Below are 14,757 nucleotides of genomic sequence, written 5' to 3' on the forward strand. Positions count from 1 at the left end.
AAGGACGCCTTACCCGCATCCGGTGCAGGTAAGGCGTCCTTCCCTGCGTCAAAAAGGTGACTAGGAGTGATGATGAGCGGTAGAAGTCTGGCGGCGGCGGTGGGCGTGGCGTTAGCCGCGACGGCGCTGGCGGCGGTCCCGGCGGCGGCGAGCCCGACGCCGAAGGCGGCGCAGCAGGCGCACCACACGTTCAGCGCGGCGGCGTCGTCGTTCGTCGGCGCGACCACCGTGCAGCAGAAGGTGGACCGCCTCCAGGCGGCGACGGCCACGCTGCCCCGGCTGGCCAAGGCCTACAACACCCCGGCGCTGTGGAACCAGGGCCTGACCGGCGCCGGCGCCACGGTCGCGACGCTGGTGTCCTACGGCGACGCCGATATCAAGGCCGTCATCGACGCCTACGACCAGCGCAACGGCCTGCCGCCTGCGGACATCTCGGTCATCGCGCCGGCCGGCCCGGTGCCGGGCTGCACCGACTCGGGCGTGGACACCGGCACCTGCCAGAGCTGGGGCGGCGAGACCGACCTGGACGTGGCCATGTTCCACACCATGGCGCCGGCGGCGAAGATCGTGATCGCGGCGACGCCGATCGCCGAGACGCAGGGCTTCACCGGCCTGCCGGAGATGATGGCGGCGGTCGACTACATGACCCAGCACCGCATCGCCGACGTGATCTCGATGAGCTTCGGCACGGCCGAGGACACCTTCCCGTCGCTGGACTCGGTGAAGAGCCTGGACCCGGCGCTGGTGCGGGCCAGCAAGGCCGGCGTCACGCTGGTCGCCTCCTCCGGCGACTTCGGCGCCACCAATCCGGTGCTCATCGGCGACGGCACCTTCCCGTACCGGGCGGCCAGCTGGCCGGCGTCCGACCCGAACGTGACGGCCCTGGGCGGCACCATCATCTCCCTCGACGCCAACGGCAACCGCACCCAGCCGGACGTGCTGTGGCCGCGGTCCGGCGGCGGCGTCTCCAAGACCTACGCCCGGCCGAGCTGGCAGAACTCGGTGAAGGCGACCACCGGCAAGTTCCGGTCGTTCCCGGACATCACCATGGAGGGCATCTCCGGCACCTCCGAGTCCGCGCCGCTGTTCGCGGGCGTGCTGGCGCTGGCCGTGCAGGCCAACGGCGGGCACCGGCTCGGCCAGATCAACCCGGCGCTGTACGGCAAGCTCGGCCCGAAGGCCGCCAAGTCCGGCATCATCGACGTCACCAGCGGTGACAACAGCTACGCCAACGTGCCCGGCTACACCGCGGCCGCCGGCTTCGACGTGGTGTCCGGCTGGGGCACCCTCGACGCGTCGAAGTTCGTGCCCGCGCTGGTGAAGGCGCTCAAGTAGCGGGCCGGAAGGCGGGGTCCCCGCGCCGGGACCCCGCTTTCCGTGTCACTGCACCGGAACCGTCAGCGTGCCGGACAGCGCGACCGTGCTGCCCAGCTTGCTCGACGTCAGGTACCGCGGGTCGACGGTGTCGACGACCAGCGCGAGGTGGTGCCCCGCCGGCACGTTCCAGGCGATCGGCTCCAGGCCGAGGTCGATCGTCCTGGCCACGCCCGGCGCCGCACCCAGCAGCGAGTACGGCTTGTGCGTGATCAGCGACCCGGCGCCGAGCGGCCCCACGTCGTACAGATACGCGAAAAGCGTTGTGTCGGCGGCACTCGGCGTCACGGTCAGCTCGGCGTGCGGCGCGCCGTCCACCTCGAATCCCTGTGACGTGACCGGTCCCGACCAGATGCCGGCGGCGAGCGGCGACACCAGCGGCATCGCGACGCCGGTCGGGATGTTCAGGTAGCCCTGGAGAATCCCGCTCACGAACACGGTGCCGCTGTCGGCGACCGTGTCCACGCCGGCGCCGAACGTCTTGCTGGCCAAGGGAATCGTCTGCTGCTGCCAGGGGAATCCCGCGGACCCCTGCCAGCCGCCGCCGTTGGCCGGCTTGACCTGCACCGGCTGCTCGCGGTCGATGCCGTTGTCCACGCCCAGCAGGTAGTGGTCGAACCAGCGGTCGGCCGCGTCCCACACCTCGTTGGGCAGCCCGGCCGCGCCGAACACCTCGGGCGTGGCGTGGTCGCCGGGGGTGAGCATCAGCCGCTTCGGTCCGGTCAGCCTGCCGTAGAAGTCGACCAGCTGGCTCGGCGGGAAAAGCGAGTCCTCCCAGGCGTTGGCCATCATCACGGCGGTGCCGTGGGCGTTGATCGCGTCGATCTTCGTGGCCGCCGAGCGGGGCGGTGCGATCGGCAGCGCGTCGGCGAAGTCGCCGGCCAGGTAGTCCTTCTCCGCCTGCTGGAGCTCCGGCCCGGGCCGCCCGGTCAGGTGCCCGGCGGCCAGCAGCAGGTCCACGCCCTGCGAGCTGACCGTCTGGTTCGGGTACAGCGACGCGGCCAGGTCGGTCCAGCCGCTCATCGAGACGACGGCGCGGATCCGCGGGTCGGCCGCGGCCGTGAGCAGGCTGATGCCGGCGCCGTAGGAGATGCCGCCCATGCCGATCCGGGCCGGATCGATGTTCGCGTTGGCCTGCGCCCAGTCGATCACCTTGCTGGCGTCGGCCACGTCCTGCGGGCCCGCCACCTCGATCTGGCCGCCGGAATCCCAGAAGCCGCGGGCGGTGTAGCTGACCACCACGTAACCCGACTGGTACGCGAGTTTGGCCGCCGCGCCCACGTACTCGATGTCGTTCACGCCCCAGCTGCTCGGCATCACGACGAGCGGGAACGGTCCGTCGCCGCGGCCGGTGGGACGGATGACGAAGGCGTGCAGGGTGGTGCCGCCGTCGCCCGGGATCGCCTGATAACTGGTGCTGAAGCCGGTCGACGGCGCGGCGGTGGCCGTGCCGGCCAGTCCCGCGATGGTCGCCAACACCAGCAGCAGAGTCGCCATTGACCTGCGCAATTGCCCTCCAGAGTGACCTTGGTCACGACATGGCTACTGGAGAGTTAACTAAAACCTACTCTGGAGTAGCAATTGACTGTGACACGCGTCACGACCGAACGGCGGTGTCACTCCCCCACGAGGGTGACACCGCCGTCCGAGCATGCCTCGACGGCTGCCACGGCGAGTGGTCTGCCTCTGTGACCGTGGTGGCTGCCAAGGCGAATGCCGGTGCCGCCGGTGTGGCACCGGCGGCACCGCCCCGACCTAGTGGTTGCCCACGCCGCCGGAGTTGCCGCCGCCGACCGTGTTCCCGGAACCGCCGTTGCTGTTGCCGTTGCCGCCGTTGTTGTTGTCGCCGATGTTGTTGCCGTTGCCGCCCACGTTGCCGCTGCCGGCGTTGTTGCCCGAGCCGCCGTTGGTGTTGCCCGGCCACCAGTCACGCGGCAGCGTCAGCGACCGCGCCCGCGAGATCGCCGGCGGCGGCGTGACGCGGTAGCGGTGGTTGCCGATCCCGCCGGAGTTGCCGCCGCCCACGGTGTTCCCGGAACCGCCGTTGCTGTTGCCGTTGCCGCCGTTGTTGTTGTTCCCGATGTTGTTGCCGTTGCCGCCCACGTTGCCGTTGCCGGCGTTGTTGCCGCCCCCGGAGTTGATGTTGCCCGGGCCGGCGTCGAGGCTGCGACCCAGGTACGGGTTCTCCGGCAGGGTGACGGGGTCCCCGCCGCCGTTGCCCGCGCCGCCGCTGTTGCCGCCGCCCACGGTGTTGCCGGAGCCGCCGTTGCTGTTGCCGTTGCCGCCGTTGTTCGCGGAACCGATGTTGTTCCCGTTGCCGCCGGTGTTGCCGTGACCGGCGTTGTTACCCGCGCCGCCGTTGGTGTTGCCGGGCCCGGTCGCCGGCACGTCCGGGCCGCGGAGGAAGTCGGAGAAGGGGACCGAGGCCGCCTGGGCGAGCCGGGTCAGGCCGTTGTGCGCGCCGCCGGAGTTGCCGCCGCCGACCGTGTTGCCGGAGCCGCCGTTGCTGTTGCCGTTGCCGCCGTTGTTGTCGTCGCCGATGTTGTTGCCGTTGCCGCCGACATTGCCCTGGCCGGCGTTGTTGCCGTTCCCGCCGTTCGTGTTGCCGGTCGGCACCACGTTCTGGCTGAGGACATTCACGTTGGAAACGAGTGGCTGTTGGAAAAGGGGGTTGTCCGACGGTGCTGCCGCCGCGAATGCCGGTGCCCCGATGACCAGCATTCCGGTAGCGGTCACCGCCACGACAAGTGCCTTCTTGGCCACGGTCTCTCCTTTTTGATCTTGTATTGTGCGCCGATCTCCGCGGGCGGAAGTGCGCCCCCTCCAGCCCGCGGTGCCCCTCGGCCCGACCGAGGCTAGCTGTCGGATCGGTGTGAACCCCGGCCGTTGGCTCGTTCGGGTGGACCGCAATTCGGTAATTGCTGTCCCTCGCTCGTGGCGATTCGCTAGGCCGAATGGGTAAAAGTGCAAGTGAGGGCGTCGGGTGGAATACCCGGCCGGGGGACAATGATCGTCCCGCGCTGATTTGCCCGCTCTTCGACGCCTGTGGCATACAGGAGGGTCGGCCCGCGGCCGGCGCGAAATATTTGTGTCGGCAACCGTGATGGACATTACTCCGAACAGGTGCCGGCCGCGCGTCGTGGCACGATGGCCGGCGTGCGACCGCTGCGATTCGGGACCAGGCAGGCCGGAACGGACCGCGCCCTGGTGATGGCGATCGTCAACCGCACCCGGGACTCCTTCTACGACCGCGGCGCCACCTTCGCCGAGGACGCCGCCATGGCCGCCGTGGACGCGGCCGTCGCTGACGGGGCCGACATCGTGGACATCGGCGGTGTGCGCGCCGGCGCGCAGGGCGAGACCGTGGACGCGGCCGAGGAGGCGCGGCGGGTGGTGCCCTTCGTCGCGAGGGTCCGTGAACGCCACCCGGACGTCGTGATCAGCGTGGACACCTGGCGGCACGAGGTCGCCGCGCAGGTCTGCCGCGAGGGCGCGGACCTGATCAACGACACCTGGGCCGGCGCGGACCCGCGGCTGGCCGAGGTCGCCGCCGAGCATCAGGTCGGCATCGTCTGCTCGCACACCGGCGGGCTGCCGCCGCGCACCGACCCGTTCCGCCCGCGTTACCACGACGTCGTCGCGGCGGTGGTGGACGAACTCGTCGGCGCGGCCGAGCGCATGGTGGCGCTGGGCGTGCCGGCCGATGGCATCCTCATCGACCCCACCCACGACTTCGGCAAGAACACCTGGCACGGGTTGGAGCTGCTGCGCCGCGTGGACGAGCTCGTCGGCACCGGCTGGCCGGTGCTGATGGCGTTGTCCAACAAGGACTTCGTCGGCGAGACCCTCGGCGTGGGCCTGGAGGAACGGGTCGACGGCACGCTCGCGGCGACCGCCGTCGCGGCGTGGGGCGGCGCACGCGTGTTCCGGGCACACCAGGTGCAGCAGACCCGGCGGGTGCTGGAGATGGTGGCCAGCATCGCCGGCACCCGACCGCCGTCGACGGTGTTGCGGGCACTGGCCTGATGCTGCCCACGACCGAGCGGTGGTTCCGCGACCGCACCTGGCAGGAACCCGCGTGGACCGCGGCGGAACTGGTGCGCGCCAAGGGTGATCGCACCGTGAGCGTGGTGCTGCCGGCGCTCGACGAACAGGAGACGGTCGGCGGCGTGGTGGCCGCGGTTCGCCCGCTGCTGGGCTCGCTGGTCGACGAGCTGGTGGTGATCGACTCCGGGTCCACCGACCGAACGGTCGAGGCAGCGCGGGCCGCCGGCGCGCGGGTGGTGCTGCGCACCGACGTCCTGCCCGAGCTGGAACCGTTGCCCGGCAAGGGAGAAGTGCTCTGGCGGTCGCTCGCCGCGACCACCGGCGAGCTGGTGGTGTTCCTCGACTCCGACCTCGTGGACCCGGATCCGGGCTTCGTGCCGGCGCTGGTGGGCCCGTTGTTGACAGCTCCGGGCGTGCAGCTGGTGAAGGGCTTCTACCGGCGGCCGCTGCGGTTGGAGAGCACCGGCGGCGGCCGCGTCACCGAGCTGCTGGCCCGGCCGGTGCTCGCCGCGCTGCGGCCGGAATTGTCCGGCGTGGTGCAACCGCTCGGCGGCGAATACGCCGCGACGCGCGAACTTCTCGAGTCGGTGCCGTTCGCGGCCGGCTACGGCGTGGAGATCGGGCTGCTGCTCGACACGTACGCGGCATACGGCCTGGACGGCCTCGCACAGGTCAATCTGGGTGTGCGCAAGCACCGGAACCGGTCCCTGCTGCAACTCGGCGCGATGGCCAGCCAGATCCTCGGCACGGCACTGGCCCGATGTGGTACGGACGTGGGCGAGGCCACCGTGCTGACGCAGTTCGTGCAGGTAGACGGCGAATGGCTGCCGAATCCGACCACCGTGTCGACCGCCGACCGGCCGCCGATGAAGATCGTCCGCGGCGCCGGCGGGCGGGTTTCGGACGACCCACGTGCACGGGTGGCCCCGGACGTGCCACGATCGATGCCGTGACCACCGTACTTCTCTACCTCGTCGTGATGGCCGTGGTGGCGGGCGTGGTGTTCCTGGCCGCGTCGCTGGTCTTCGGCCGCGGCGAGGAGCTGGCCCCGCTGCCGCCGGGCGCGTCGCCGACGCGGCTGCCCGCCGACGAGGTCACCGAGCAGGACATCCAGGACCTGCGGTTCCAGCAGGTGTTCCGCGGCTACAAGATGTCCGAGGTCGACTGGGCGCTGGACCGGCTGGGCCGCGAGGTGACCGAGCTGCGTGCCCGGGTGGCCGAGCTGGAGGAACAGCAGCAGTCCGTGGAGGAGGGCGCGCGGTGACCGAAGTGGTCCGCTGCGCGTGGGGTGACTCCACAGAGGACTACCAGCGCTACCACGACGAGGAGTGGGGCGTCGAACTGCGCGGCGAGTCCGAGATGTTCGAGCGGCTCACCCTCGAGGGCTTCCAGTCCGGCCTGTCCTGGATCACCATCCTGCGCAAACGCGAGGCGTTCCGCGCCGCGTTCGAGCGCTTCGACGTGCAGAAGGTCGCCGCGTTCGGCGAGGCGGACGTCGAGCGGCTGATGGCCGACCCGGGCATCGTGCGCAACCGGCAGAAGATCGCCGCCGCGGTCCGCAACGCCAACACCGTGCTCGGCCTGGACCAACCGCTGGACGACCTGCTCTGGTCGTTCGCGCCGACCGGCCGCCGCCGCCGCCCGCGCACCATCGCCGACGTCCCGGCGGTCACGCCCGAGTCGACCGCGATGGCCAAGGCGTTGCGCAAGCTCGGATTCGTGTTCGTGGGCCCGACCACGTGCTATGCGCTCATGCAGGCGACCGGCATGGTCGACGATCACGTCGCCACCTGCTGGCGGGCCCGCCGCTGACCGTCCATAACGGACCGGGTGTGACCGCCGCGGCCGCCGACCGGCGTGCCGATCGGCGGCAGGGCCGCTGACTTGCCAAGATGGTCCTGGTGGGCGTGTGGGCGGCCGGCGGTGAAAAGATCGGTTCGGTTTCACGCCCGATCGTGGATGGGGGAGAATGGACCAGACCCGACAGGCTGGGAGGCGGTCGGGCCTAGCTGGACAGATGGAGGGAGCACGCTATGGCGGCCATGAAGCCCAGGACCGGCGACGGTCCCCTTGAGGTCACCAAGGAGGGGCGCGGCATCGTGATGCGGGTGCCCCTCGAAGGTGGTGGGCGCCTCGTCGTCGAGATGTCGGCGGAGGAGGCGAGCGAACTGGGCGATGCCCTCAAGGGCGTCGTGAACTGACGCTGCCGCTCCCCGTGTTCCCCCAGCCCCGGTTTCCCACGTGGAGCCGGGGCAGAATTCGTTCCCCTGCTGGAGGTTCCCTTGCGTTCGACGGCGCCCGCCGTGCCCACTCCGCTGCCCGTGATCGAGGTGGCCGCCACCCCGAACCGCAGCCTCCCTGCCGTCGTGGTGGTCGCCGACGGCCCCGCCTACGGGCCGGGGCGTGACCGTCTCGACGCGGACGCGCTGGCCGCGTTCGAGCCCACCGGCAAGACCGGCGAGGTGCGCCAACTGGGGCGGCACTGGGTCGTCGGCGTCGGCGAGGGCGCCGCGAAGGACTGGCGGTCCGCCGGCGGCGCGCTGGTCCGGGCGGTGGACGAGCGTGAGGTCGGCCGCTACCAGGTGCTGCTGCCCGAGAACGTGACCGCCGAGCAGGCCGCCGCGTTCTCGCTGGGCCTCGCGCTGGGCGGCTACAAGTTCAAGGTCACCGGCGACACGCCGGCCGCGCGCACCAAATCCGTGCTGCTCGTCACGTCGGCCGATGTGGCCGTTGCCGTCGCCGAGGCCGTGACCCTCGCCACCGCCACCGCGTTGACGCGGGACCTCGCCAACACCCCGTCCAACGTGAAGGATCCGGCCTGGCTCGCCGGCACCGCCGCCCGGCTGGCCGCCGGCGTGACCGGGCTGAGCGCCGAGGTGCGTGACGAGAAGTGGCTGGCCGAGCAGGGCTTCGGCGGCGTGCTCGCGGTCGGCGGCGGTTCCGCCCGCCCGCCGCGGTTCGTCGAGTTGACGTGGCGTCCGCGCGGATCGTCGAAGGCGCCGCATCTGGTGTTCGTGGGCAAGGGCATCACCTTCGACACCGGCGGCATTTCCATCAAGCCGGCCGCCGGCATGCACCTCATGCGCACGGACATGGCCGGCGGCGCCGCAGTGATTGCGGCCGTACTGGCGATCGGCGCACTGAAACTGCCCCTTCGTGTCACTGGTCTCGTGCCGTGCGCCGAGAACCACGTGTCCGGTTCGGCCTACCGGCCCGGCGACATCGTCCGGCACTACGGCGGCAAGACCACCGAGGTCGGCAACACCGACGCCGAGGGCCGCATGGTGCTGGCCGACGCCATGACCTGGGCCGTGCGCAAGCATTCCCCGGACGTGCTGGTCGACGTCGCCACCCTGACCGGCGCGATGAAGGTCTCGCTCGGCGTGCGGACCGGCGGTCTGTTCGCGACCACCGACGAGCTCGCCGCCCGGGTGGTCGAGGCCGGCGAGCAGGTCGGCGAGGCGCACTGGCGGATGCCGCTGCTGGAGGACGTCGCCGAGGCCGTGCGCAGCGAGGTCGCCGACGTCAAGCAGGCCCCCGGCGGCCCCGGCGCCATCGCCGCCGCGATGTTCCTGCGGGAGTTCACCGGCGGCCGGCCGTGGATCCACCTCGACATCGCCGGCCCCGCCCGTGCCGAGAGCACGTACGACGAGATCGTGCCCGGCGCGACCGGCTTCGCGGCGCGGACGCTGGTGAGGTTCGCCCAGAACTACCTCTGATCGGCGACGAAGGCTCGGAACAGCTCGGCGGCCGGGGGCAGCGGCACGCCGGCCGCCCACACCAGGCCGATGGTGCGGCTGGCGGTCGGCGTCAGCCCCAGCTCGACGACGCCGTTCAACGCCGTGTCGGACTGCGGCAGCAGCGCCACGCCCAGACCGGCGGCGACGAGCCCGCGCACGGTGTCGACCTCCTCGCCCTCGAAGGCCAGCACCGGCAGGAAGCCCGCCCGCTCGCACAGGTCGTCGGTGATGCGGCGCAGGCCGTAGCCGGCCTTCATGCCGACGAACTGCTCGTCGGCGATCTCCTCCAGCCGGATCCGACGGCGTCCGGCCAGGGCATGCCCGGTCGGCACGGTCAGCAGCAGCGGCTGCTCGTACAGCGGCAGGCACTCCAGGTCGGGCTCGTCCACGGGCAGCGGCGCGGTCAGCGCGAGGTCGACGTCGCCGGCCCGGACCCTGGCCAGCATCTCCTCGTGCGCGGCCTGCTTCAGCGCGAACCGCACCTGCGGATGCGATGTGCGAAACGCACGCAGCAGCTCGGGCACCCGCACCCCGCCCATGGTGTGCAGAAACGCCAGCACGACCTGCCCGCGTTCCGGATCGGCCTCGCCGATGGCCCGCCGGCAGCCCGCTTCCAACACGCCCAGCGCCTGCTCGGCGGCCTCGGCCAGGATCTGCCCGGCCTTGGTCAGCCGCACGCCACGGCCGTTGCGGACGATCACCGGCGTGCCCAGTTCGGCGCTCAACGCCGCCAGCCATCGGCTGACGGTCGGCTGCGGCACGCCGAGCCGGTCGGCGGCCCGCGTCACGTGCTGCTCGGCGGCCAGGGCCCGCAGCAGCGCGAGCCTCGGCGCGAGCCCGGCGGCCAGCTGCTCGTGCGTCATCCGAAGTCCAGGGGCAGGTCGATCGGCGCGGCGCCGGCGGTGATGTCCACCCGGCCGAGGGCGGTCACCTGCACCGGACCCGTGTTCACCCCGATCTTGACCGACTTCACCGCCGCCGGCACCTCGAACACCAGCGCGGCCGGCAGCAGGTCGCCGTCGTAGCGGACGCCGACCAGCGGGGCTTTGCCTCCGTCGGGCAGCGTCAGCGTGAACGAGTTCTTGGTCACCTGACCGGCCATGATCGCCGGCAGCTGCCCGGAGGTCTTGATCGCCACCTCCAGCAGGGACTTGCCGGCGGCGCTCTCGGTGACGAGCTGGTAGTCGCCGCTGTCCAGCTTGATCGGGCGCTGCCAGCCCAGCCGCACGCCGGTGACGGTCAGCTGCGCGGCGTGATCACCGGCCGGCAGGCCGCCGTACGGCACGGCGGTCCGCACGGTGATCGGCTGGGACGCGTTCGCCGGTGCCTTGCTCACGCCGCTCGGCGTCAGCAGCGCGTCCGGCGGCGGGGTGGCCCGCTGGCCGCCGGGCACCTCCAGGCGCTGGTCCAGCGACTTCGCCCCGACGCTGCTCAGCACCAGCGACTCCGGACCGGCCTTGTCCGGGACGGTGTAGATGACGAAGACGTCGCCGGAGTCCGGCAGCCGGTCGGGGGACAGCACAGTCGTTCGACCGTCGATGACCAGCGACAACGTCGACTGCTGCGGCGCGAAGCCCGACCACTGCTGCGCCGCGAACGCGGGATCGGTCTTGCCCGGGCGCTCCACGTGGAGGCGCAGCACCCGCAGCTGCACGCCCTTGTCCGGGACGAGCGTGGCGCCGCCGCCGATCGGGAAGGTGGCCGGACGGCCGTAGCCGGTGGCGTTCACCGCGAGCAGGTCGTCGTGCACGCGTACGGCCACCTTCTCGGTGAGGCCGAGGTCGACGTTCGACTTGTGCTCGGTGTCGGTGAGCACGGCGACGAAGTTGGCCCGTGCGGTGCGGTTGACCGTCGCCTTCGGGTCGGTCGTGGAGCCGTCGGCCCGCAGCAGTTCGTCACCGACGGGCGTGCTGCGGTTGCCCGGCTGCGGCACCTGCGGATCCTGCACCGAGAGCTGGATCTGGCTGGCGTTCTCGCCGGTCTTGATCATCGGGATCGGCACCCACGCGTTGGCCGGCGGGCTGCCCGGCACCTGGACCGGGCCGCACCACAGCCGGCCGTCGACCTGGCCGTCCGTGCCGACCCGGGCGAACCAGCACTGCGGCTTCCCGGCGCCGGACGCCGACACGTAGCCGAAGCTGACCGCGGAGGCCAGCTCACGCTCCCCGGCGGCCTGCAACCCGGCCGGATCGAGGATCTGCTTGCCTTCGACGGTCAGGGTGGGCGGGGTGGAGCCGCTGCTGGCGTGCGAGGTCGAACAGGCGGCCGCGCCGAGTACCAGCGCGGCCGCCGACAGCAGGCGCACGGCACGGCCCCCAGGCCCGTGCACGGTGGGTGACACCGGTCCTCCGATAGCTCGAACAAGATCGCTCTATCGGTAAAGGTGGCTGGCGCGGGCCGAGGGTTGCATGACTGGATTTGAAGTGATCTAGCTCACACTGCGGTATACCTCGACGGTCTGGGCGGCCACGCCCGACCAGGAGAACTCCCGCACCGCCCGATCCCGACCGGCCGCGCCCATCGCCGCGGCCCGGGCCGGGTCGGCCAGCAACCGGGAGATCGCCGCCGCCAACTCGTCGCGGTACGTCTCGACGTCGTTCTCGTCGTAGTGCACCAGCAGCCCGGTCTCGCCGTCGGCCACCACCTCGGGAATGCCGCCGACGTCGGAGGCGACCACCGCGGTGCCGCAGGCCATCGCCTCCAGGTTCACGATGCCCAGCGGCTCGTACACCGACGGGCACACGAACACCGTCGCGTGGCTGAGGACCTGCTTGACCTCCTCGGTCGGCAGCATCTCCTGGATCCAGAACACGCCCGGCCGCGCCTTGGCCAGCTCCGCCACCGCCGCCTCGGTTTCGGCGGCGATCTCCGGCGTGTCCGGCGCGCCCGCGCACAGCACCAGCTGCGCGTCCTCGGAGATCCGGTGCGCCGCCGCCACCAGGTGCCCGACGCCCTTCTGCCGCGTGATCCGCCCGACGAACGCCACGATCGGCTTGGACGGGTCGATGCCGTGCCGCTCCAACGCGTCCGTGCCGGACACGCGCTCGTACAGCGAGGTGTCGATGCCGTTGCGGACCACGTGCACGCGGGCCGGATCCAGCGCCGGGTAGCAGTCCAGGACGTCGGCGCGCATGCCGTCACTGACCGCGATGATCGCGTCCGCTGCGTCGTACGCGGTGCGTTCCACCCACGACGACAGCCGGTAGCCGCCGCCGAGCTGCTCGGCCTTCCAGGGCCGCCGCGGCTCCAGCGAGTGCGCCGTGATCACGTGCGGCACCCCGTGCAGGATCTTCGCCAGGTGGCCGGCGAAATTCGCGTACCACGTATGTGAATGCACGAGGTCGACGCCCTCGACCGCGGCGGTGATCTCCAGATCCACCGACAGCGTGGACAGGGCCGGGTTGGCGCCCCGCAGGTTCGGCGCCGGCTGGTGCGCGACCGCGTCGGGCCGCTCGCCACCGAAACAGTGCACGTCCACGTCGACCAGCTCGCGCAACCGGGGCACGAGGAATCCGACGTGAACGCCTGCCCCGCCGTACACCTCGGGCGGGTACTCGCGTGTCAGTAATCCGATCCGCACAGCTGACAACCTAGTGCCCGGCGGATAGGGTCACTGATCGTGAAGGGGCAGCCCCACGTTCTGGGAATCGTGCTGGCCGGCGGCGAGGGCAAGCGGTTGTGGCCCCTGACGGCGGACCGAGCCAAACCCGCAGTGCCGTTCGGCGGCAACTACCGTCTGATCGACTTCGTGCTGTCCAACCTGGTCAACGCCGGCATGAGCAAGCTGTGCGTGCTGACGCAGTACAAATCGCACTCGCTGGACCGGCACATCTCCACCACGTGGCGGCTGTCCAGCGTGCTCGGGCAGTACATCACCCCGGTGCCGGCGCAGCAGCGGCTCGGGCCGCGCTGGTACACCGGCAGTGCCGACGCGATCTTCCAGTCGCTGAACCTGGTGCACGACGAGAAGCCGGACTACATCGTGGTCTTCGGCGCCGACCACGTGTACCGGATGGACCCCGGGCAGATGGTCGAGCAGCACATCGAGTCCGGCTGCGGGGTCACCGTCGCCGGCATCCGGGTGCCGCGCGCCGAGGCCAAGGCGTTCGGCTGCATCGACTCCAACGCCGAGGGCCGCATCACCCGGTTCCTGGAGAAGCCGGCCGACCCGCCGCACGTGCCCGACGACCCGGACGTCACCTTCGCGTCCATGGGCAACTACGTCTTCACCACCGAGGCGCTGCTGGACGCCCTGCGCACCGACGCCGCCGACCCGGACTCCGACCACGACATGGGCGGCAACATCATCCCCATGCTGGTCGACGCCGGCAGTGCGTACGTCTACGACTTCGACGACAACGTCGTGCCCGGGGCGACCGAGCGGGACCGCGGCTACTGGCGGGACGTCGGGACCCTGGACGCCTACTACGACGCCCACATGGACCTGGTGTCCGTGCACCCCGTGTTCAACCTCTACAACCAGGCGTGGCCCATCCGGACCGCGACCCCGCCGCTGCCGCCGGCCAAGTTCGTCAACGCCGGCATGGCGCAGGAGTCGATCGTCGGCCCGGGTTCGATCATCTCCGGCGCCTCGGTGCGGGAGTCGGTCGTCAGCTCCGACGTGGTGGTGGAGTCCGGCGCGACCGTCGAGGGCAGCGTGCTGCTGCCGGGCGTGCGCGTGGGCAAGGGCGCGGTGGTGCGGCGGGCCATCCTGGACAAGAACGTCGTCGTCGCCGACGGGGCGATGATCGGCGTGGACCGCGGGCACGACCTCGAGCACTACACGGTCAGCGCGAGCGGCGTGGTAGTTCTCGGCAAGGGCGCCCGCGCCGAGTGAGCTTTTCCGCCACATGCGCTTCCTACTTGTCGCCTGACGACAAGTAGGAAGCGCATGTGAAAAAAGCCCGGTGTCAGCGCTTGGCCGCGACCAGCAGGCCGTCACCGACGGGGAGCATGATCGACACCAGCCGGTCGTCCTCGCGCACGGCCCGGTTGGTCTCCCGGATGGCCTGCGTCTCGGCGTCCCGCTCCGCGGGATCGGCCACCTTGCCCTTCCAGAACACGTTGTCGAACGCGATCACGCCGCCGGGCCGCAGCATCCGCACCCCGTGCTCCAGGTACCGCGGGTACTCCTGCTTGGCGGCGTCCACGAACACCAGGTCGTAGCCGCCGTCGGTGAGCCGGGGCAGCACGTCCAGCGCCTGGCCCATGATCAACCGGGTCCGGCTGGGCCCGATCCGGGCGTCGGCGAAGGCCTGTCGGGCCACCCGCTGGTGCTCCGGCTCCACGTCGATCGAGGTCAGCACCCCGTCCCGGGCCATGCCGCCGAGCAGCCACAGGCCGCTCACGCCGGCCCCGGTGCCGATCTCCACCACGGCCCTGGCCTGCAGGGACGCGGCCAGGAAGCGCAGCGCCGCGCCGCCGGTGACGCCGATCGGCACACAGCCCAGCTCGGTCCCCCGGGCCCGTGCGGCCGAGATGACCTCGTCCTCGGCGGGGTAGCCGTCCACGTACTCCCGGAGCGTCACAAGGTGCGAGGTTAGCGGTGACCGGCGCGTTTGCGGGTGAACAACCCGCATCGGTGCTTTCTCAGACT

Annotated in this window: 14 protein-coding genes; 8 read left to right on the top strand and 6 right to left on the bottom strand. The window is 71.4% G+C overall.

Going from position 1 to position 14,757, the window contains the following annotated elements; all coding sequences use genetic code 11:
• Positions 1-72 precede the first annotated feature (72 nt).
• Positions 73-1,335, top strand: a complete 1,263-nt coding sequence (locus tag BCF44_RS31105; protein ID WP_116178105.1) for a S53 family peptidase — start codon at positions 73-75, stop codon at positions 1,333-1,335.
• A 45-nt stretch (positions 1,336-1,380) separates the two neighbouring features.
• Here the strand turns inward: BCF44_RS31105 and BCF44_RS31110 are convergent, their stop codons facing one another.
• Positions 1,381-2,871: a CocE/NonD family hydrolase gene (locus BCF44_RS31110; protein ID WP_116177972.1), complete on the bottom strand. Its 1,491-nt coding sequence runs from the start codon at positions 2,869-2,871 to the stop codon at positions 1,381-1,383.
• 258 nt (positions 2,872-3,129) lie between these two features.
• Complete coding sequence (locus BCF44_RS31115) at positions 3,130-4,137, bottom strand: hypothetical protein (RefSeq protein WP_116177973.1); 1,008 nt, start codon at positions 4,135-4,137, stop codon at positions 3,130-3,132.
• A 384-nt stretch (positions 4,138-4,521) separates the two neighbouring features.
• Between BCF44_RS31115 and folP the strand changes: the two genes are divergently transcribed.
• From folP to BCF44_RS31145, 6 genes are all read left to right on the top strand, one after another.
• Positions 4,522-5,400: a dihydropteroate synthase gene (gene folP / locus BCF44_RS31120; protein WP_116178106.1), complete on the top strand. Its 879-nt coding sequence runs from the start codon at positions 4,522-4,524 to the stop codon at positions 5,398-5,400.
• Entirely contained in the window at positions 5,400-6,374 is a 975-nt protein-coding gene (locus tag BCF44_RS31125) for a glucosyl-3-phosphoglycerate synthase (RefSeq protein WP_116177974.1), read from the top strand. The genes folP and BCF44_RS31125 overlap by 1 nt, the downstream gene beginning before the upstream one ends.
• Entirely contained in the window at positions 6,371-6,685 is a 315-nt protein-coding gene (locus tag BCF44_RS31130) for a DivIVA domain-containing protein (protein ID WP_116177975.1), read from the top strand. Before BCF44_RS31125 ends, BCF44_RS31130 begins: the two co-directional genes overlap by 4 nt.
• A complete protein-coding gene (locus BCF44_RS31135; protein WP_116177976.1) occupies positions 6,682-7,233 on the top strand; it encodes a DNA-3-methyladenine glycosylase I in 552 nt (183 codons plus the stop codon). Before BCF44_RS31130 ends, BCF44_RS31135 begins: the two co-directional genes overlap by 4 nt.
• A 221-nt stretch (positions 7,234-7,454) precedes the next feature.
• Positions 7,455-7,622 carry a DUF3117 domain-containing protein gene (locus BCF44_RS31140; protein WP_184861929.1) on the top strand — a complete coding sequence of 56 codons (168 nt, stop codon included), beginning with the start codon at positions 7,455-7,457 and terminating at the stop codon, positions 7,620-7,622.
• A gap of 81 nt (positions 7,623-7,703) precedes the next feature.
• Positions 7,704-9,140: a leucyl aminopeptidase family protein gene (locus BCF44_RS31145; protein WP_116177978.1), complete on the top strand. Its 1,437-nt coding sequence runs from the start codon at positions 7,704-7,706 to the stop codon at positions 9,138-9,140.
• On the opposite strand, the gene BCF44_RS31150 is transcribed toward BCF44_RS31145, so the two are convergent.
• The 3 genes from BCF44_RS31150 to glgA form a co-directional block, all read right to left on the bottom strand.
• Positions 9,131-10,024, bottom strand: a complete 894-nt coding sequence (locus BCF44_RS31150) for a LysR family transcriptional regulator (RefSeq protein WP_116177979.1) — start codon at positions 10,022-10,024, stop codon at positions 9,131-9,133. The two genes, BCF44_RS31145 and BCF44_RS31150, sit on opposite strands and share 10 nt — an antisense overlap.
• Positions 10,021-11,502, bottom strand: coding sequence for a hypothetical protein (locus BCF44_RS31155; RefSeq protein ID WP_147328702.1), 1,482 nt, complete (start codon positions 11,500-11,502; stop codon positions 10,021-10,023). The genes BCF44_RS31150 and BCF44_RS31155 overlap by 4 nt, the downstream gene beginning before the upstream one ends.
• 87 nt (positions 11,503-11,589) lie before the next feature.
• Positions 11,590-12,741, bottom strand: a complete 1,152-nt coding sequence (gene glgA, locus BCF44_RS31160) for a glycogen synthase (protein ID WP_116177981.1) — start codon at positions 12,739-12,741, stop codon at positions 11,590-11,592.
• A gap of 39 nt (positions 12,742-12,780) precedes the next feature.
• Between glgA and glgC the strand changes: the two genes are divergently transcribed.
• Positions 12,781-13,998: a glucose-1-phosphate adenylyltransferase gene (gene glgC / locus BCF44_RS31165; RefSeq protein ID WP_116177982.1), complete on the top strand. Its 1,218-nt coding sequence runs from the start codon at positions 12,781-12,783 to the stop codon at positions 13,996-13,998.
• Between the two features lie 73 nt (positions 13,999-14,071).
• Here glgC and BCF44_RS31170 read toward each other — a convergent pair whose 3' ends face one another.
• Positions 14,072-14,740 (bottom strand): O-methyltransferase, encoded by a 669-nt coding sequence (locus BCF44_RS31170; protein ID WP_116177983.1) that lies wholly within the window; start codon positions 14,738-14,740, stop codon positions 14,072-14,074.
• Positions 14,741-14,757: the final 17 nt, after the last annotated feature.

The organism is Kutzneria buriramensis, assembly GCF_003387475.1.
Classification (GTDB): domain Bacteria; phylum Actinomycetota; class Actinomycetes; order Mycobacteriales; family Pseudonocardiaceae; genus Kutzneria; species Kutzneria buriramensis.